Source organism: Pleomorphomonas oryzae DSM 16300 (assembly GCF_000422965.1).
Lineage (GTDB): Bacteria > Pseudomonadota > Alphaproteobacteria > Rhizobiales > Pleomorphomonadaceae > Pleomorphomonas > Pleomorphomonas oryzae.
Window position 1 is genome coordinate 139,467 of record NZ_AUHB01000003.1, and the last position, 17,997, is coordinate 157,463.

Sequence of the window (17,997 nt, forward strand, 5' to 3'; positions counted from 1 at the left end):
CCCTCAGCGCCCGAAAAGGCCGGCGGCAAATTTCGAGACGGCTGCCTCGAAGCGCGATGGCTGACGCTCGAAACGGGAGCGAACTGCGGGATCGGCGAGCTCAGGCGACCAGACGGTGACCTTGTCGATAGCAACGCTGACCGTCCATCCCGCTCCGGCCGCGCGTTCCACGGCGGCGCGGGCGTTTTCTCCAATCAAGCTGCCGAGCGGGCAGGTTGGGGTGGTCATCATCAGCTCGACGTCGATGGTGCCGTCGCCAATATCGAGGCGGCGGACGAGGCCCAGCGAGACGATGTCGATGCCGAGTTCGGGATCGTCAACGGTGGCGAGAGCGGCAAGGGTCTTCTCTCTCATCGGCTCATCTCCTGGTCAGTCGGATGTGCCAAATCTCCGGCCCCTGTTCGAGATAGTCCCAGCCGAATCCGACCAGGGTCCGCTCCTCGAAATGCTGGCGCAGCGGCACCGGGTCGAAGCTGTTGATGATGTCCAGCGCCTGACCGGGCTCAAGGGCGTCGAAGCTTTCGATGATGGTGGCGCGGCGCAGCTCGCACGGCAGACGGCGCACATCGAGAACACTCACCGGTTCGATCGTATCAAGGGGCATCTGCGAAGTCTCCGTTGTTTGATGATTAGAGATTAGTCTTCCCACCGCAGAGGCTCGTTGTCGTGCCGCAAACTTTGCCCTCAGAAATGCCGACGGCGCTCTGAAGAGCGCCGCCGTTCATCATTGCAATGTTGGCTCGAGTCGAGCTTCTCAGAGAATCGACTTATAGAGCGCCTCGATTTCGGAAATGTTGGTGTCGCGCGGGTTGCCGCCGGTGCAAACGTCGGCGAAAGCCGCCTTGGCCAGTGCCGGAATGTCCTCGGCCTTCACGCCCACTTCCGAGAGCTTGGCGGGAATGCCGACGTCGGTGGACAGCTTCTGCACCGCCGCAACGGCCGCCTTGCGCGCCTCGGCGATCGGCATCGTCTCGGTACCCTTGACGCCAAGAGCTGCGGCGATCGCCCGATACTTCTCACCGGTGAAATCGGCGTTGTAGGCCATCAGCGTCGGCAGCAGCACCGCGTTGGCGACGCCGTGCGGCGTGTTGTAGAAGGCGCCGAGCGGATGGGCCATGCCATGCACAAGGCCGAGGCCGACGTTGGAAAAGCCCATGCCGGCCACATACTGGCCGAGCGCCATGTCCTCGACGCCCTTGGCATCGCCGGCGCAGGAAGCGCGCAGCGCGCGGCCGATGATCTCTATCGCCTTGATGTGCAGCGCGTCGGAAAGCTCCCAGGCGCCCTTGGTGATGTAGCCCTCGATGGCATGCGTCAGCGCGTCCATGCCGGTGGCGGCCTTGAGTGGCTTTGGCATGGTGGCCATCAGCTCACTGTCGATGATGGCGACCAGGGGAATGTCGTGCGGATCGATGCAGACGAACTTGCGGCGCTTTTCCTCGTCGGTAATGACGTAGTTGATCGTCACCTCGGCGGCGGTGCCGGCGGTCGTCGCCAGCGCGATGATCGGCACTGACGGCTTCTTGGTGGGGGCGAAGCCTTCGAGGCTGCGCACGTCGGAGAATTCCGGATTGTTGGTGATGATGCCGATCGCCTTGGCGGTATCCTGTGGCGAACCGCCGCCGATGGCGATGAGATAGTCGGCCTTGGCCTTGGCAAAGGCGGCGACGCCTTCCTTGACGACGCCGATGGTCGGGTTGGGCATTACCTTGTCGAACAGTTCGTAAGGAAGGCCTGCGGCGTCGAGCAGGCTCGTTACCTTGGCGACCGTGCCGGCCTTGACCAGCACAGCGTCTGTGACCACCAGCGCCTTCCTGTAGCCACGGCGCTGCACCTCGCCGACCATCTCGGCCCGGGCGCCGGCGCCGAAATAGGACGTTTCGTTGAGAATCATGCGATGGGACATGCTCGTTCCTCCTGAGGCCGGCTTTCCCGGCCTGCCGATGGCCGCGGCGGGGAGGGCATCGGGGTACCGCCGTCGCGAGATCATCCTCGACACGAAAAGCCGTCCGAGAGCTGAACCGAATTGAAAGCTATTGACTGGCAAAGCCGCTCACAACCTCGCATGAACCCCTAGTTTTTGATTGAAAATGATCTATTTTGATAAGTTTGCCGAGAAGCTGACGGCAAAACTCAGCAAAACTCACCGGGTCTAGGAGGGACCTAGACCAGCCCAGCAATGATATCGGTATCTGGCCGAAGCAGATTTGTCAGTCGAGCGCCTGCTGTCGGGTTTCGGCGTCGATCTGCGACGCCGCCACGGCAGCGAGAATGAGCAGCACGGCGAACAGTGCCACCGCCGCCCCGAAGCTCCGGGCAATGAGAAGCGACAACAGTGACGGTGCCAGGAGGCCGCCAAGCCGCGCCATGGCGCCGGCGGCACCCATGCCGCTTGCCCGTGCCGCCGTCGGATAGAGTTCCGGTGTATAGGCGTAGAGCGCGCCCCAGGTGCCGAGCAGCGCAAAGCTCATCAGCAGAATGGCCGTGGCAACCAACGTTGCATCGCCGGCAACGACGAACAGCACGCAGCCGGCTGCCGATAGCAGCAGAAAGCCGATGAGGGTCGATCTGCGGCCGATCCGCTCGACGCCCCAGGCCGCCAGCGCGTAGCCGGGAAGCTGGGCCAGCGCGACGATGACCAGAAAACCGTAGCCGCGCACGAAGCCGAACCCTTCGCCGGCGAGGCGGGCCGGCATCCAGGTGAATATGCCATAATAGCTGAGCGACACCAGGAACCACACCGCCAGCATGAGCAGCGTCCGCTTTCTCAACGACGGCGACAGCAGACGCACAGCTTGCGGCGCTTCGCCCGCCGCGAGTGGTTCCGACAGGGGCGCCTTGCCGTTGACGGTCAGGATGCGATCGATGACGGCGCGCGCCTCCTCGCCACGTCCCTTGCGGAGGAGATAGAGCGGCGACTCCGGCACCATCAGGCGCAGCCAGAAGCCGATCAGCGCCGGAACGGCCGTGACCAGGAAGATCGCTCGCCAGGCCTCTGACAGGCCGGTTGACGCCGCTGCCCAGGCGGCTAGTGCCACGATGACCGTGCCGACCGCCCAAAAGGCCTCCAGCATGACCAGCCAGCGGCCACGCCGGTCTGACGGCAGGAACTCGGCCATCATCGCGTAATCGACCGGCAGCGTGCCGCCAACGGCGGCGCCGGTGAGGAAGCGGGCGATCAGCAGCAGCGGGAAGTTCGGTGCAAACACCGATGCCAAGCCGAAAATGCCGTCGCAGGCCACGGTGACCAGCAGCACCCGGCGACGACCGATCCGATCGGCAATCCGGCCGAACAATGCCGCACCGATCATCATGCCGAAGAAGAACAACGTGCCGGTTTGCAGTGCCTCCGGTACCGTCAGGCCAAAGCTGGCGGCGATCGACGGAGCGGTGAAGCCGACCGCCAGAACCTGCATGGCGTCTGCCGCCCAGACGAGGCCGAAGATGCCGAGTAGCCGTCGCTGAAATGGACCGGTGCCGGCTTGGTCCAGGGCGTTATCGATGGCAATCGGCATGATGGCACCTCAAATCGAGGGTTGGGCTGCCTTTCCATAGACCAAAGTCGCAGACAGGAAAACCAAACCTTTACCGAACCGACAACTTCCCTTCGTCCCTGCGGCACGATGGCGACTTCGTGATCGTCCCAAGGGTGACTAATACTAAAGTCGTATGGTATGGTACCGCTCAAGATAAATTGACAACTGAGGCAAGAAGGGATCATGAGCGATTTGTCACAGGACGCCGTCAAGTGTCCGTTCATCAGGTGTCGGCATCCCGTGCCGCGCTCGTGGAATGAGGGATGCGCATCGAGCTGCTTCCTCCTCCGCAAGGAACGCCGGCGGATTACCGTTCGCCACACCTACGAGCTCTAAGGAGGGGAAAGCCCCTCCTTTTTTGTTGGCCGGAGAAGCAAAGCGAGAGCTTATTAGCGCTTGGTCCGGCTTGGGAGCTATCTCGGCGTATTGGGCGGCAACGTAGCCGCACTAACCCCTTCATCTCTAACCAAAGGTGTAGCCCCGCGCGGCTGTCAATCGTTGACTGCAAGCGGGTGAGATGTACCTTTGGATTGGGGTATTGGGGGGTAATCATGAGAAAACTTGGTTTGGGTATAGCCGGGCTCTTGCTGTCCGCTGGCACGGCAAGTGCTGATTTCGAACGCTGGTCGGCCGAAATTGAGAACGATCCATTTTCGAACGGAATGCGGGTGACTGTCGGTTACATGTCATCAATGCGATCCGGCATCATCATCATCTGCGACACCAAAGAGCCAGGAATGCTGATCCGGGCGATTCCCGGATTCGCCTATGAATCTTCACTGGCGCTGGTAACGCCAGAAATTCAGATCGCGGTTGATGGGAACATTATGACCGCCGGTGACGGGGAAACTGGCTCGGTCGGCGATAACCTCGCAGTATCGCAGGTAACACTGAACAAAGAGACGGCATTGCAGTTCGTGGATCTGTTCACAGCAGCCAAAAAGCAAGTTGCCATAAAGGACGGCATTTCCGATCGGCCATTTCTGCTTTCAGCTAGAGGATCGACCAAAGCATCCGATGCCCTAAAGCGCTGCCTTGTGGGGCAATGACCCACTATAAAAATGCGAGTCGCGCGAGGAAGTCATTGCCGATGACGTTCAAGAGTTCTCTGACCCCGCGACTAGTATCTTCGCGATACGGCCGTGACCTGGCTGGCTAGGGCAGGGTGCACCCTTCCAGAAATCTGCCAGATCACCGGCCACACGCTTCAGTCCGCTACTCAAACGTTGAAGCACTACCTCTACGCTCATTCTGAAATGGCGAACCACGCAATTGAAAAGCTCATCGCATGGATGGATGCGCAGGCGACTGACTTGTAAAATTCGGATTTATTCAGGGGGTGAGCATGGCTATCGTAGAACTTATTGTTATAATATTACTATTGTTGGTGTTATTTGTGCCGAAAAAGAACATTGAGAAGTATCAGATTCAAATAGCCGGAGCTATTGTTTATGGACTTACCGTTGTGTTTCTCGTTTATCTAGTATTCCTGTCCCTTGCGGTCAATAAGGACCTTTACAAGTTTTTGTATGATTGGCAAGGGCTAGTTGGCGCCGTATCGACGATTGGTGCCGGCATTTGGGCTTATCAAGCTGCCTTGCTTCCCCACCGAGAACGGAAACGGGAGGAAGCGGCGGCTGCGAAGGCTACTTTGGCTATGGTTTTATCTGATACTCTAGAAGAGTTGGATGTCGTTTACAAAAAAATCGATGACGACATAAAGTTTAAGAATTCATTCTCTGTTCTCAATGAATATAACACAAAGTTGTGTTCCGACTTGACCGATAAATATCAGAATTGTGTCAAGCATCTTCCTGTTGAGATTGCGGAAAGAATATCTGATATTCTATCTAGAGTTCAGATTGTAAGGGCGAGAATTAATATATTCTATAAGGACGATAAGGATAAGCAGGGCCAATATTATATAGAAATAATGAAGCAAATCCTTGTAACGTTGATAGATATCAAGATACGCGTGAACAAGCTGTTCAATTATGCAAGAGATGGGAAGAGGTTGCATGAGCTCGCGCCGCGTCGGGAAATAGAGGATGAGTACGAGTCGATTAGAGGACAGATGGTTGGTGGTGACACGCTTGAGGATCTTCGAACCCAGATCGATAGGTTGCCTCAATAAACCGGGAGGGCACGAGCCTTCGGCGCGCTGTGTTCCAGCTCGGTTTTCTCGTTCAGCACATAAAAGGAACAAGAGGTCGCACGTGCGACCAGTCGCAAAGCCTCGCAAACGGTCGCACGTTCTGCTCTCGTTCTCGTTGGTTTCTTGCTAACCAATTGAAAAGACTGGTGAGCGCGGAGGGATTCGAACCCTCGACCCCATGATTAAAAGTCACGTGCTCTACCGACTGAGCTACGCGCTCCCACCTTGATCGCAGCGGCTGTTGCCGCTTTCGCCGAGTATAGCCCGCCAACGGGCCGGCGCGAACGGGCTTTCACATACTCGACCCGAACCGACATGGCAACCGAGGGCAGGGCGATTTTCAAAAGCTCTGCCAACCCCAGCCATGTTTCTGTGTGTCCAACGGGGCACGCAGCCATCGTCATCGGCGGCGAAGCCGGTCCGGCCCAGTCGTTGGTCATTGCGCCCAGGGTTTGAATCGTTTTATCGATGACTCCTGTCGTGGCGGATTCCTAAAGGAGGATCCGCCGCAGTTCCCCCTTCGATCGGTGACAACCGTGTTTACCGCCCTCCGCATCGGCACCCTTTATTTCGGCTCGTCGTTTCTCACGGCCAACTGGCTGACACGCATGCCGGATCTGCTGGCCCATCTCGGCGTCGACAAGGCGACGATGGGGCTCGCCCTGTTTCTGGGGCCGGTGGGGGCGTTGGTCACCGCGCCGCTCGCCGGGCCGTTGATGGATCGCTTCGCCGCCGCCCGCGTCGGCATCTGGGGGCTGGCGCTCGCCGCGTTCATGCTGCTCGGCATCGGTCTTGCCGGCCACTGGATGCTGCTGGCTGCCATTTTGTTCTTCGCCGGCGCCGGCAACACGCTGTTTGAGATCGGCGGCAATGCCGGGGTTCAGCGTCTCGAAGCGACCACTGGCCGCAAATATATGGCCCAATGTCATGGCTACTGGAGCCTCGGTTTTGTCTGCGGGGCGCTGTCTGCCGGCCTGTTCGGCCAGTTCGGTGTGCCGCTTGTCTGGCACCTCGCCGCAATGGCGCTGCTCGGTGTCGTCGCCTGTGCCGGCATCGCGCGGCTGCTGCCGCTTCCCATGTATGAACGGGTCCATCGCCCGGTGGATGCCGCCAAGCCGCCGCTGTTCACCCTGCCGAGCGTCGGTCTGATCGGCCTCTGCATCATGGCGACCGGTGTGACGCTGGCGGAGGGCGCCGTCTACGACTGGGGGACGCTGTTCCTGCGCGAGCAGCTTCAGCCGAATCCCTTCTGGACGTCGGCCGCTTATGGCACGTTCCCGCTCACCATGTTCGTCGGCCGGGTAGCCGGCGACTGGTTCCGGGCGCGCTACCGCGCGTCGAACATTGTCCGCGTCTGCGCCACCACGACGGCCGTCGGGCTGATCGGCTTCATCTTCTCGCCCCACATTGCCATCTCCGGCCTGTCATTGGCGTTGATGGGTGTTGGCGTCTCGCTGGTCATGCCGATCGGCGTGGCGGCGGCCGGTGACAAGCCGGGCGACGCGGCGCGCAACGTCGCGGCCATGTCGATGATCATCACGGCCATCTTCCTGTTGGCGCCGCCTGGCGTCGGCTTCGTCGCCCAGCACTTCGGCCTGACCGCCGCCTTCCTCATGATGGTGCCTTTTGTGGCAATGTCAGGGGTGTTCGCGCGCGAGGCCGATCCGCCCAAGGGTGATCTTGCCGGCCAACAAAAGATGATTGGCGAGCCCGACGCCGTTGGTGGTACGAACGCATCCACCCCATAACCCTAGTGGAGCGAAGGCCATGGTGAAGGCGATTGTCGTCCGTCAAACGGGCGGACCCGAAGTGATGTCCCTTGAGGAGGTCGAGGTCGGAGCGCCCGGTCCTGGCGAAGTGCGCCTGAAGCATACCGCCATCGGCGTCAACTTCATCGACACCTACTATCGCAAGGGGCTTTATCCCGCGCCGGCCGGCCTGCCATTCATCCCCGGCGCCGAAGCTGTCGGCATCGTGGAAAAGGTCGGGGAGGGCGTCGTTCAGTTCCGCCCCGGCGATCGCGTCGCCTATGCCGGATCGGTCGGCGCCTACGCCGAGGCACGCCTTATCTCGGCACAGAAGCTCGTCCGCATTCCTGACGACATCGATGGATTTACCGTGGCGGCAAGCCTCCTCAAGGGCATGACCGTGCAGTATCTGCTGCGCCAGACCTTCAAGGTGACGCGCGATCATACAGTGCTGTTCCACGCCGGCGCCGGTGGTGTGGGCCAGATTGCCGGTCAGTGGCTGAAGTCGCTTGGCGCCACCTCCATCGCCACGGTCGGCTCGGAGGAAAAGGCGGAAATCGCCAGAAGTTGCGGCTATACGCATGTCATTAATTACCGGACGGAGGATTTCGTCGCCCGGGTGGCCGAGATCACCGGCGGGGCCAAGTGCGACGTCGTCTACGATTCGGTTGGCAAGGACACATTCCCGGCTTCGCTCGACTGCCTGAAGCCGCGCGGCCTGTTTGCCTCTTTCGGTAACTCCTCGGGCCCGGTCGCGGAATTCAACCTCGGCATTTTGTCGCAGAAGGGCTCGCTCTACGTCACGCGGCCGACGCTCGGTCACTACACGGCAACGCGCGGGGATCTCGACGCCTGCGCCGAGGATCTGTTCGAGCAGATTCGCAATGATGTCGTGAAGATCAACGTTGGGCAGAAGTTCAAGCTGGCCGATGCCGTCGCCTGCCACAAGGCGATGGAGGCCCGCGAAACCGTGGGCTCGACGCTGCTGACGGTCTAAGGCAAGTCCAGCAAAAGCGGGAACCGGTTTTGCGCCGGGAGTTGCGTCTCAAGAATAGAGCTTTCCCGGTGAAGCTAATTTCACCGGGAAAGCTCTAGGCGTAATTAGACCGCAAACGAGGTGCCGCAACCGCAGCTCGATGTGGCGTTCGGATTATTGATCTTGAAGGCCTGACCCATCAGGTCATCGACGAAGTCAATCTCCGAACCATCCATGAACGGCAGCGACACCGCGTCGATCAACACCGTCGCGCCATCGCGCGTGACGGCGATATCGTCGGCGTTACGGCCATCGACGAGATCGAAGCGATAGGAAAAGCCCGAGCAGCCGCCGCCTTCTACGGAAATGCGCAGGGCCGTCTTGCCCGGCTGCTTTTCCAGAACCTTGGAGATCCGGCGCGCCGCGCCGGCGGTCAGGCTGATATTGGCGGCAAGAGCTTCCATCATGGTCCTTCGGCCTCGGATGACTTGAAACTGTGAACCCTGCTGACATACGTAAGGCAGCGGATGGCAAAGTCAAATGACAGCTGCGCGAGCCCGTCATGCGGATTTGCGAGAACCGGATAGTCTTGGGAGGCAATAGTGGCAGGTCTCGGGTTTGGCACGGAACCGCTGGCGCCTTTCGCCGTCCACCCCGACGAAAGCCTGGGTCGGCGTTATCCCGAACCGGCGAGCCCGACGCGCACGCCGTTCCAGCGCGACCGCGACCGCATCATTCACTCCACCACCTTCCGCCGCCTGAAACACAAGACGCAGGTGTTCGTTTTCCACGAAGGCGACCACTACCGCACCCGTCTGACCCACACCCTGGAAGTCGCGCAGATCGGTCGCGCGCTCGCCCGCGCCTTGCGGCTCAATGAGGATCTCGCCGAAGCGCTGGCGCTTGCCCACGATCTCGGCCACACGCCCTTCGGCCATACCGGTGAGGATGCGCTCGACGCCTGTCTCGCTGGCTTCGGCGGTTTCGATCACAACGCCCAGTCGTTCCGGGCCGTCACCGAACTCGAACATTCCTACGCCGAATTCGATGGGCTCAACCTGTCATGGGAAACGCTGGAAGGCCTCGTCAAACACAACGGTCCACTCACCGATGCAGGCGGCAAGCCGATCGGCCATCATGCCGAGCGCGGATTGCCGGTGGCCCTCCTGGCCTATCCGGATCTCTATTCGCTGAGGCTCGATACGCACGCCAGCGCCGAGGCACAGTGCGCGGCGATTGCCGATGACATCGCCTATGATGCGCATGACATTGACGATGGTCTCCGCGCCGGGCTGTTCTCGCTGGACGATCTTCGGCCGCTGCCGCTGATCGGCGGCTTTCTCGATGCGATCGAAGCCAAGTACCCCGGCCTCGACCGTCATCGCACCATCCACGAAATCACGCGGCGGTTGATTACCGCCATGGTGGAGGACGTCATCGTTGCATCGGTCAACCGGCTCGCGGAGCTCCGCCCCAGGTCATCCGATGACATTCGGCAAGCCGGCCGCACCATTGTGACTTTCTCCGAGGAAATGGCCGCCGTCGACGCTGCGATCAAGGGGTTTCTCTTCCCGCGCATGTACCGGCACCCCGAGGTGATGAGGGTGCGCCGTGATGCCGATCGCGTGGTGAAAGACCTGTTTGGCACCTATGTGGGCCACCCCGACTTCATGCCGGAGGAGTGGCGGAGCAATCTGGATGCAGGAGACGATGTGGCGCTTGCCCGTCGGGTAGGGGATTATATCGCCGGCATGACCGACCGTTTCGCCATCCAGGAACACCGTCGCTGGTTTGACGATACGCCGGAATTACGATAGGCCCCTCGCCAATTGGCCGGAATCCGGCTCCCACGAGGTACCCGATGAATATCTTCCAGGTGTTCGGTGAGCGCATTCGCTCGGCCATCGCTTCCCTGCCGCTTGACCTCCCCGCTGATGCGCTCTCCCGCATCGCCGTCGAGCCGCCGCGCGATGCGAGCCATGGCGATGTTGCCACCAACGCCGCCATGCTCCTGGCAAAGCCGCTGGGCAGGAAGCCGCGCGACCTCGCTGAGGAGATCGCCGTTGCGCTCCGGAAGGATTCCGATGTCGAAGCAGTCGAGGTGGCCGGACCGGGCTTCATCAATCTCCGCATATCCCAGGCCTTCTGGACCGACTTCTTGAAGACGTCGCTGGCTGAGGGGCTCGCCGTGGGCGCGACCAGCCTCGGCAACAATCTCAAGGTCAACGTCGAATATGTCTCGGCCAATCCCACCGGACCGATGCATGTCGGCCACTGCCGCGGCGCCGTCGTGGGCGACGCGCTGGCGCGCCTCCTGGCCAAGGCCGGCTTCGACGTCACCAAGGAATATTACATCAACGACGCCGGCGGGCAGATCGACGTGCTGGCTCGCTCGGCCTTCCTGCGCTACCGCGAGGCGCTGGGCGAAGCGATCGAGATTCCGGAAGGACTCTATCCCGGCGATTACCTGAAGCCGGTGGGCGAGGCGCTCAAGGCTGCTTGGGGTAACAAGCTGCTGACAATGCCGGAAGCCGAATGGCTGCCGATCGTCAAGCCTCTCGCCGTCGACATGATGATGGACATGATCCGCGCCGATCTGGCGCTGCTCGGCGTCAAGCACGACGTGTTCTTCTCGGAAAAAACGCTGCACGATACGCGCGATAACGAGCCTTCCGAGATCGCCGAAATGATCGACGAGTTCCGCAAGCGCGATCTCGTCTATGACGGCCGTCTGGCGCCGCCCAAAGGTCAGGTGCCGGAGGACTGGGAGGACCGCGAACAGGTGCTGTTCCGCTCCTCGAACGCTGGCGACGATGTCGACCGTCCGCTCGTCAAGTCGGATGGCAGCTATACCTACTTTGCCGCCGACGTCGCCTACATGCGCTCGAAATATCAGCGCGGCTTCAAGCAGATGATCTTCATCCTTGGTGCCGATCACGGCGGGTATGTCAAGCGGCTCGAGGCTGTCGGCAACGCCATCTCCGGCGGTACCATCGAGGTTATTGTCCGCCTCTGCCAGATGGTGAAGCTCTATCGGGGTGGCGAGCCCGTGAAGATGAGCAAACGCTCCGGCGACTTCGTGACGCTGGCCGACGTCGTCGAGGAGGTCGGCCCCGACGCCGTTCGCTTCATGATGTTGATGCGCAAGAACGACGCATCGCTCGATTTCGACTTCGTCAAGGTCAAGGAGCAGAGCAAGGACAATCCGGTTTTCTACGTCCAGTATGCCCATGCCCGCTGCCACTCGATCCTTCGGCAAGCGCGCGAAACGGCGCCGGAAGTGGCCGCCGCCGACGAATCGGCGGCGCCTCTGCACTTGCTTGCCGATCCGTCCGAACTAGCGCTTGTCCGGAAATTGGCGGAATTTCCCCGTGTCATCGACGCGGCAGCCGACACCCATGAGCCACATAGGGTCGCTTTTTATCTGTATGAACTCGCAAGCGACTTCCATGGACATTGGAACGCTGGCAAGGAAAATGTAAATTTGCGTTTTGTTAACCCTGATCAACCACTGTTGACCCACGCGCGCTTGGCTTTGGTCAAGGCTGTCCGAAACGTCCTTGCGTCGGGCCTTGAGGTTCTTGGCGTCAATGCGCCCGAAGAAATGAGATAGTCGCCTCGCGAATCGTTCGATTCTGGCGGGGGCGGAGTAAACGGGAAGAGCGACGCCGATGGTTAGGAGCAGCGCAGCCGAACAGTCCTCGATGCGGCCCGCCGTGTCCGACGGCGATCGCCACCTCAGCGACGAGGAGCGTTTCTACGAAGACCTTCTCAGCGGCCCGGAAGCCGGTGGCGTTGAAATGGACCAGTTGGTCGATGCTCTTGCCGCCGAACTGGAGCAGGACATCGCTTCGATGAACCCGGTCGATGTGCGGACCGGCCAAGTCTACAAGCCGGCCAACGCCCGCAAGACCAACCAGGCTTATGATCCCTGGGACGATCAGGCTCTCGATGAGTTCATGGCCGAATTCGAGCGCGACGGCGTCGATCCGGTCGTCGATGAATTCGGCGTCCTTCCGCCGCATACCGGCGATGTCGATTCCGAGCCCGCCTCTGCGCACGGTCGTCGTCGCCTTATGACGGCCGCCGCGGCCGCCGTTTTTCTGGTCGCTGCCGGTTTCGCCGGCTGGGCTTTCTTCGGTGGCTCGACCGGCTTTGGCGAGGCCGTGGTGGTGAAGGCGCCCGACGGCCCCTACAAGGTCAAGCCCGATCCCAACGCCCAGGAAGTCGTCGCGTCCTCGGAAGGTGCCTCCGTCTACGATACGGTCGGTGGCGCGCCGCCCAAGAGCGAGGAGCGATTGGTCGCTCGCAGTGGCGACGTGCCCGAGTTGCCGGCCGTCACACCGCATGTTTCGCGCATAACGCTTCCGGATGGTCAGGAAGTCGAGGCGGAGCTTCCGACCGGTTTCGACCCCAACGAAACGGGGCCTCGCCGCGTTCGCACCGTGTTGGTTCGCCCCGATGGCTCTTTGATCCAGACGCCGGCCGATACGCCGGCTAACGCGACGGCTTCCGCTGCGCCGCCGCCGAGCGATGGTGCCGGGCAGATCATTGCCCGCAGCGAAACGTCGCCCGACGTGGCAGCAACAGACGATACGGAGGGCGGAGCCGGCCTGCCGCCGCTCGCTTCGACGAACCAGACCGTGGCGTCGGACAGCGCGCCCGCCGCCTCTCAGAGCTTGCCGCCCAGCAACTTGACCGATGCCTCCGGCCAGTCGATGCCGATCAATCTCCCTGCAGCGCCGGATGCTTCCGTGGAAACGACGGCGTCCGTGCCGTCCCAGGCGTCGGCGCCGCTGCCGCCTGACAAACCGGCGGCTCCCGCTGCTACGCCATCCTCCGGTCCGCTCGATCTGACGGCTGCCGCCGGCAAAGCGCAGCCTGCAGCTCCGATGCAGGTGGCAAGCCTGCCGGCGCCTACCCAGGCCGCGCCGGCGACGACCACCAGCGGAAACGCTGGCGCGTATGTGCAGTTGTCATCCCAGCGTAGCGAGGACGCGGCACGCAGCGCCTTCACCGCGTTGCAAAAGAAGTTTCCGTCGATCCTCGGGTCGGCTGTCGTCGACATCCAGCAGGCTGACCTCGGCAGCAAGGGCGTCTACTATCGGGCACGCGTCGGCGCGCCGACCAAGGAGGCTGCGGTGGCGCTCTGCGAGCAGCTCCGGTCGGCCGGTGGAACCTGTCTGATTGCTCGCTGATCTAGCGATGGTCTTTGGCCGCGTCTTGGTGCCGCACGGCACCGGCGCGGCCTTTCCTTTGGAGACAGTCCATGTCCCGTGCTTTCGTGACCGGCCTCAAGGGTACAGTGCTTTCCGCTGGTGAGCGCTCGTTTCTCACCGAGGCGGCGCCTTGGGGGCTGATCCTGTTTCGCCGCAACGTCGAGGATTCCGATCAGTTGAGGCGCTTGACGGCAGACTTTCGCGATGCCGTCGGCTGGCAGGCGCCGGTACTGATCGATCAGGAGGGTGGGCGCGTTCAGCGGCTGACGGCGCCGCATTGGCGCAAATATCCATCCGGGCGGCGACTGGCTGGCGCGGCGGTGCTCGCCGGCGATAGCCAACTGATTGAGGATGTCGCCCATTTGATCGGCGATGATCTTGTCGCCGTCGGCATCGACGTCGATTGTGCTCCGTGCCTCGACATCGCCACCCTCGGCATGACGCCAGCCATCGGCGATCGCAGCTATGGCGAGCAGCCTGATCTGGTGGCGGCGGCCGGTCGCGCCTTTGCCAACGGCCTGATCTCGGCCGGCGTGCTGCCGGTGATCAAGCATGTGCCGGGCCACGGTCGCGCCCGCGTCGACAGCCATCACGAGCTGCCGGTGGTCGATGCCGACCTCGAGAGTCTGGCATCTATCGATTTTGCGCCGTTTGCCGCGCTGGCTGATCTGCCGGCGGCGATGACCGCTCATCTCGTCTATACGGCCATCGATCCCGACCGGCCGGCAACGCAGTCACCGGTTGTCATCAACGAGATCGTCCGTGGCCGGATAGGCTTCGACGGTCTGCTGTTCTCCGACGATCTCTCCATGAACGCTCTGAAAGGCACGCTCGCCGAGCGGGCACGGGCAACGCTCGCCGCCGGCTGCGATATCGCTCTCCATTGTTCGGGAGACATGGACGAGATGATCGCCGTTGCCGCCGAAGCCCCCGAACTGGTGGGAAAAGCGGCTAGCCGGGCGGAAAGAGCATTGATGGGACGCGCGGGATCGCCACATGATGATGCTGACGGCGTTCTTGCCCGGCTGGATGCCGCGCTGGCCGCCTTTGATGCTGTCAGCGTCTGACCGGAGCGGTACGGGGTAATGGCCTTCTAATGGCAACGACCGACGAGTGGAGCGAAACCAAGCTTGACATCGACGCGATGGCTGATGAGGCATTCGTGGTCGATCTCGACGGCTTCGAGGGTCCGCTCGACCTTCTGCTGACGCTTGCTCGCAACCAGAAGGTCGATCTGGCCCGTATCTCCATTCTCGCTCTGGCCAATCAATACCTCGCCTTCATCGAACGGTTGGGCGAACGCCGGTTGGAACTGGCCGCCGACTATCTGGTCATGGCCGCCTGGCTTGCCTATCTCAAATCGCGTCTGATGTTGCCGCCGGACGAAACGCCTGGAGACGAACCCTCGGCCGAGGAGCTCGCCGGCATGCTCGCCATGCGGCTGAAGCGGCTGGAAGGTATACGTATTCTGGCCGGACGGCTCATCGATCGATCTCGGCTCGGCCGGGATGTGTTGCCTCGTGGGGCGCCGGAGGAGACGGGCCTGGTACGGCGCTCGCTATGGGAGGCGAGCCTTTTCGATCTGCTGGACGCCTATGGCCGGCAGCGCCAGCGCGACATGGTGCGCGTCCATACCGTCCGCAAGCGGCAGGTCTGGGCTCTGGCCGACGCGCGCGACCTTCTGGAACGCTTGATCGGCACGATTGCCGACTGGGCGCCGATCGATGACTATCTCATTCGCTATATGACTGGCCCTGAATCGCGAGCAACGGTTCGCGCCTCAGCCTTTTCGGCTTCGCTGGAACTGGTGCGTGAAGGGCGAATGGAACTGATGCAATCTGCGCCATTCGCACCGCTCTATGTGCGCAAAGGGCAGGGTAGATCCGATACGCCCGAGGAGGGCGGCTCATGACCCGTTCGGACTTCACCGACGAAACGCCCCATGGCCAGCTTCGACTGTTTGCCGGCAACCGCGATCCGGCGGAATACGAGGCCTGGATGACGGCGATCCGCGGCGCCGAGGCGATCCTGTTCGCGTCGGCCCAGCCGGTCGGCGCCGAGGAGCTCGCCGAGCGCTTGGCGCCTGGCACCGATGTCCCTCAGGTTTTGGCCGACCTTCGCACCATCTATGCCTCGCGCGGCGTCAATCTCGTCGAGGTGGCCGGCAAGTGGATGTTCCGGACGGCACCCGACCTTGCCCACCTCCTGACGCGCGAACAGGTCGAGCCCAAGAAGCTGTCGAGGGCGGCGCTGGAGACGCTGGCGATCATTGCCTACCATCAGCCGGTGACCCGTGCCGAGATCGAAGAAATTCGCGGCGTTTCCACCAATAAGGGAACGCTCGATGTGCTGATGGAAACCGGCTGGATCAGGATGCGCGGTCGCCGCCGCACGCCGGGCCGGCCGCTCACCTACGGCACGACGGAGGCCTTTCTGGTCCACTTCGGCTTGGAGGCGGTGACCGATTTGCCGGGCGTCGATGATCTCAAGGCGGCGGGTTTCCTGGAAGGGGCAGTACCACCCGGTTTCCGTGTGCCGATTCCCAACGCATCCGACACTTTGATGCCCGACGAAGATCCGCTGACAGAGCTTGATTTCCAGGATTACGAACCGCTGCCAAGCGATGAATGAGGCTTTTTCAAGGTTAGCCGGGGCGCATCTTCAGAAAGCCGGAATTCCGCTATAGCTTAGTTACGGTTTCTTGCGACAGGGCGTGCGTTGTGCAAGAGTGCCGCCACTTTTGGGCAGCTATGCCCCTTTGGAGACAAAAATGGGTTCGTTGAGCATCTGGCATTGGCTGATCGTCCTGGTCGTCGTTCTTATTCTGTTTGGCGGTCGGGGCAAGATTCCCGAGCTGATGGGCGATTTTGCCAAGGGCATCAAGAACTTCAAAAAGGGTATGTCCGACGAGGATGAAACGCCGACCAAGCCCGTCGAAAACAAGACTGACGATTCGCCGCGGGTCTGATCGCCCCTCGTATCGTACGTTCATCTTTGAGGCGTCGCGCCTAAAGGCGCGGTGTGCGCCGATGACAGGCGAGTAAGCGATGTTTGAAGTCGGCTGGTCGGAAATCCTGGTGATTGCCATCGTGGCGCTCATTGTCTTCCCCACCAAGGATCTGCCACGTCTGCTCAGGACTGTCGGTCAGCTGGTTGGCAAGGCTCGGCGCATGGCAGGCGACATGCAGGCGCAATTCAATCAGGCGCTTCGCGAGGCGGAGCGGGAGGCTGATCTCGCCGACCTCAAAAACAGCGTTCAGAACGCCAATCCGCTGACAGACCTGAAGAAGACCTTCGATCCCGTCCGCAACCTAGGCGACGATTTGAAGAAATCGGTGACGGCACCGATTCCGCCGAAGGCTGTGGAATCGACCCCGGTCCCGGCGGACGCTTCGCTTCCGGCAGCGGCGGAAACGCCAGTCGATGGGCCGAAGCCGACCGAAGCTCATCATCCGATTGGGGCTGAGAAGTCGGTTGAGGGACAAGCTCCCGAAGCGCCTGCTTCGGGCGGCAAGGACGGGGGTGCCGCATGACCAGCAAAGATGAAGAGGACGAGATCGAGTCGTCCAAGGCCCCTCTCATCGAGCACCTCGCTGAACTGCGGTCGCGCCTCCTGAAATCGGTGGTCGCGATTCTCGTCTGCTTCCTGATTTGCTTCTTCTTCGCCCAGGATATCTTCAATCTCCTGGTGATCCCGTACGAGCGGGCGGCGGGCGCTGCGCAGAACGTGCGGCTGATCTACACCGCGCCGCAGGAGTATTTCTTCACTCAGCTGAAGCTGGCTCTGTTCGGTGCCTTTTTCATCGCCTTTCCGGTGATCGCCAATCAGATCTACATGTTCGTCGCGCCGGGCCTCTATAAACACGAGCGGCAGGCCTTTCTGCCGTTTCTCATTGCCACGCCGATCTTGTTCGTACTCGGCGCGCTGATGGTCTTTTTCTTCGTCATGCCGGCCATCATGCTGTTCTTCCTGTCGATGCAGCAGACCGGCGGCAATGGAAAGGCGGCCATCGAGCTTTTGCCCAAGGTGTCGGAATATCTCAGCCTGATCATGACGCTGATCTTCGCCTTCGGCATCGTGTTCCAGCTTCCTGTGGTGTTGACACTGCTTGCGCGCGTCGGTGTCGTGACTGAGGCGGGGCTGAAATCCTGGCGCCGCTACGCCATCCTGCTGTCCTTCGTGGTAGCTGCCGTGCTGACGCCGCCCGACCCGATGAGCCAAATCCTGCTTGCGGTTCCGACGATGGTTCTCTACGAAGTGTCCATCATTGCCGTCAGGTACATTAACAAGCGCGGCGAGTCCCGGGACGTCTCCACCACCACCGAAGGCTGATGCGAGGGCTCCGGCGGACGTGCCGCGCGG

Annotated in this window: 18 protein-coding genes and 1 tRNA gene; 13 read left to right on the forward strand and 6 right to left on the reverse strand. The window is 61.5% G+C overall.

Going from position 1 to position 17,997, the window contains the following annotated elements; genetic code table 11:
• Positions 1 to 3: 3 nt before the first annotated feature.
• The 4 genes from G522_RS0105835 to G522_RS0105850 all read right to left on the reverse strand — a co-directional run bounded on the left by G522_RS0105835 (position 4) and on the right by G522_RS0105850 (position 3,515).
• Complete coding sequence (locus tag G522_RS0105835) at positions 4 to 354, reverse strand: metal-sulfur cluster assembly factor (protein WP_026790239.1); 351 nt, start codon at positions 352 to 354, stop codon at positions 4 to 6.
• Between the two features lie 4 nt (positions 355 to 358).
• Complete coding sequence (locus G522_RS0105840; protein ID WP_026790240.1) at positions 359 to 604, reverse strand: DUF2249 domain-containing protein; 246 nt, start codon at positions 602 to 604, stop codon at positions 359 to 361.
• 150 nt (positions 605 to 754) lie between these two features.
• A complete protein-coding gene (fucO, locus tag G522_RS0105845; protein ID WP_026790241.1) occupies positions 755 to 1,906 on the reverse strand; it encodes a lactaldehyde reductase in 1,152 nt (383 codons plus the stop codon).
• A 304-nt stretch (positions 1,907 to 2,210) separates the two neighbouring features.
• Positions 2,211 to 3,515, reverse strand: a complete 1,305-nt coding sequence (locus G522_RS0105850; protein ID WP_026790242.1) for an MFS transporter — start codon at positions 3,513 to 3,515, stop codon at positions 2,211 to 2,213.
• A 572-nt stretch (positions 3,516 to 4,087) separates the two neighbouring features.
• Here G522_RS0105850 and G522_RS0105855 point away from each other — a divergent pair.
• Positions 4,088 to 4,585 (forward strand): hypothetical protein, encoded by a 498-nt coding sequence (locus G522_RS0105855; RefSeq protein WP_156886843.1) that lies wholly within the window; start codon positions 4,088 to 4,090, stop codon positions 4,583 to 4,585.
• A gap of 296 nt (positions 4,586 to 4,881) precedes the next feature.
• The gene (locus tag G522_RS0105865; protein ID WP_026790244.1) at positions 4,882 to 5,670 is read left to right on the forward strand and encodes a hypothetical protein; all 789 of its coding nucleotides are present in this window, start codon (positions 4,882 to 4,884) and stop codon (positions 5,668 to 5,670) included.
• Between the two features lie 165 nt (positions 5,671 to 5,835).
• Here the strand turns inward: G522_RS0105865 and G522_RS0105870 are convergent.
• Positions 5,836 to 5,911: transfer RNA gene (locus tag G522_RS0105870), tRNA-Lys, on the reverse strand.
• A gap of 316 nt (positions 5,912 to 6,227) precedes the next feature.
• On the opposite strand from G522_RS0105870, the gene G522_RS0105875 reads away from it, so the two are divergent.
• Entirely contained in the window at positions 6,228 to 7,439 is a 1,212-nt protein-coding gene (locus G522_RS0105875; protein ID WP_156886844.1) for an MFS transporter, read from the forward strand.
• Between the two features lie 19 nt (positions 7,440 to 7,458).
• Positions 7,459 to 8,436 carry a quinone oxidoreductase family protein gene (locus G522_RS0105880; RefSeq protein WP_026790246.1) on the forward strand — a complete coding sequence of 326 codons (978 nt, stop codon included), beginning with the start codon at positions 7,459 to 7,461 and terminating at the stop codon, positions 8,434 to 8,436.
• Between the two features lie 104 nt (positions 8,437 to 8,540).
• On the opposite strand, the gene G522_RS0105885 is transcribed toward G522_RS0105880, so the two are convergent.
• Entirely contained in the window at positions 8,541 to 8,879 is a 339-nt protein-coding gene (locus G522_RS0105885) for a HesB/IscA family protein (protein ID WP_026790247.1), read from the reverse strand.
• Between the two features lie 135 nt (positions 8,880 to 9,014).
• Between G522_RS0105885 and G522_RS0105890 the strand changes: the two genes are divergently transcribed.
• The 9 genes from G522_RS0105890 to tatC all read left to right on the forward strand — a co-directional run bounded on the left by G522_RS0105890 (position 9,015) and on the right by tatC (position 17,967).
• Positions 9,015 to 10,232 (forward strand): deoxyguanosinetriphosphate triphosphohydrolase, encoded by a 1,218-nt coding sequence (locus G522_RS0105890; protein ID WP_036838305.1) that lies wholly within the window; start codon positions 9,015 to 9,017, stop codon positions 10,230 to 10,232.
• Positions 10,233 to 10,276: 44 nt separating this feature from the next.
• The gene (gene argS, locus G522_RS0105895) at positions 10,277 to 12,028 is read left to right on the forward strand and encodes an arginine--tRNA ligase (protein WP_026790249.1); all 1,752 of its coding nucleotides are present in this window, start codon (positions 10,277 to 10,279) and stop codon (positions 12,026 to 12,028) included.
• Positions 12,029 to 12,086: 58 nt separating this feature from the next.
• The gene (locus G522_RS0105900) at positions 12,087 to 13,613 is read left to right on the forward strand and encodes an SPOR domain-containing protein (RefSeq protein ID WP_084632888.1); all 1,527 of its coding nucleotides are present in this window, start codon (positions 12,087 to 12,089) and stop codon (positions 13,611 to 13,613) included.
• Positions 13,614 to 13,684: 71 nt separating this feature from the next.
• Positions 13,685 to 14,701, forward strand: a complete 1,017-nt coding sequence (gene nagZ / locus G522_RS25765; RefSeq protein ID WP_036838308.1) for a beta-N-acetylhexosaminidase — start codon at positions 13,685 to 13,687, stop codon at positions 14,699 to 14,701.
• A gap of 29 nt (positions 14,702 to 14,730) precedes the next feature.
• Positions 14,731 to 15,546 carry a segregation and condensation protein A gene (locus tag G522_RS0105910; RefSeq protein WP_026790251.1) on the forward strand — a complete coding sequence of 272 codons (816 nt, stop codon included), beginning with the start codon at positions 14,731 to 14,733 and terminating at the stop codon, positions 15,544 to 15,546.
• An 86-nt stretch (positions 15,547 to 15,632) separates the two neighbouring features.
• Positions 15,633 to 16,265, forward strand: a complete 633-nt coding sequence (gene scpB / locus G522_RS25770; RefSeq protein WP_036838431.1) for an SMC-Scp complex subunit ScpB — start codon at positions 15,633 to 15,635, stop codon at positions 16,263 to 16,265.
• Between the two features lie 139 nt (positions 16,266 to 16,404).
• On the forward strand, positions 16,405 to 16,602 hold the full coding sequence (locus G522_RS0105920) for a twin-arginine translocase TatA/TatE family subunit (protein ID WP_026790252.1): 198 nt from the start codon (positions 16,405 to 16,407) through the stop codon (positions 16,600 to 16,602).
• 79 nt (positions 16,603 to 16,681) lie between these two features.
• Positions 16,682 to 17,167, forward strand: coding sequence for a Sec-independent protein translocase protein TatB (gene tatB, locus G522_RS25775; RefSeq protein ID WP_051228367.1), 486 nt, complete (start codon positions 16,682 to 16,684; stop codon positions 17,165 to 17,167).
• Positions 17,164 to 17,967: a twin-arginine translocase subunit TatC gene (tatC, locus tag G522_RS0105930; RefSeq protein WP_026790253.1), complete on the forward strand. Its 804-nt coding sequence runs from the start codon at positions 17,164 to 17,166 to the stop codon at positions 17,965 to 17,967. Before tatB ends, tatC begins: the two co-directional genes overlap by 4 nt.
• The last annotated feature ends 30 nt before the right edge of the window (positions 17,968 to 17,997 follow it).

Coding starts and splice junctions, on each gene's coding strand:
- tatB (WP_051228367.1), top strand. CDS start 16,682: ATGTTTGAAGTCGGCTGGTCGGAAATCCTGGTGATTGCCATCGTGGCG.
- G522_RS0105885 (WP_026790247.1), bottom strand. CDS start 8,879: ATGGAAGCTCTTGCCGCCAATATCAGCCTGACCGCCGGCGCGGCGCGC.
- argS (WP_026790249.1), top strand. CDS start 10,277: ATGAATATCTTCCAGGTGTTCGGTGAGCGCATTCGCTCGGCCATCGCT.
- G522_RS0105920 (WP_026790252.1), top strand. CDS start 16,405: ATGGGTTCGTTGAGCATCTGGCATTGGCTGATCGTCCTGGTCGTCGTT.
- G522_RS0105850 (WP_026790242.1), bottom strand. CDS start 3,515: ATGCCGATTGCCATCGATAACGCCCTGGACCAAGCCGGCACCGGTCCA.
- fucO (WP_026790241.1), bottom strand. CDS start 1,906: ATGTCCCATCGCATGATTCTCAACGAAACGTCCTATTTCGGCGCCGGC.
- G522_RS0105900 (WP_084632888.1), top strand. CDS start 12,087: ATGGTTAGGAGCAGCGCAGCCGAACAGTCCTCGATGCGGCCCGCCGTG.
- nagZ (WP_036838308.1), top strand. CDS start 13,685: ATGTCCCGTGCTTTCGTGACCGGCCTCAAGGGTACAGTGCTTTCCGCT.
- G522_RS0105840 (WP_026790240.1), bottom strand. CDS start 604: ATGCCCCTTGATACGATCGAACCGGTGAGTGTTCTCGATGTGCGCCGT.
- G522_RS0105880 (WP_026790246.1), top strand. CDS start 7,459: ATGGTGAAGGCGATTGTCGTCCGTCAAACGGGCGGACCCGAAGTGATG.
- tatC (WP_026790253.1), top strand. CDS start 17,164: ATGACCAGCAAAGATGAAGAGGACGAGATCGAGTCGTCCAAGGCCCCT.
- G522_RS0105835 (WP_026790239.1), bottom strand. CDS start 354: ATGAGAGAGAAGACCCTTGCCGCTCTCGCCACCGTTGACGATCCCGAA.
- scpB (WP_036838431.1), top strand. CDS start 15,633: ATGACGGCGATCCGCGGCGCCGAGGCGATCCTGTTCGCGTCGGCCCAG.
- G522_RS0105855 (WP_156886843.1), top strand. CDS start 4,088: ATGAGAAAACTTGGTTTGGGTATAGCCGGGCTCTTGCTGTCCGCTGGC.
- G522_RS0105865 (WP_026790244.1), top strand. CDS start 4,882: ATGGCTATCGTAGAACTTATTGTTATAATATTACTATTGTTGGTGTTA.
- G522_RS0105910 (WP_026790251.1), top strand. CDS start 14,731: ATGGCAACGACCGACGAGTGGAGCGAAACCAAGCTTGACATCGACGCG.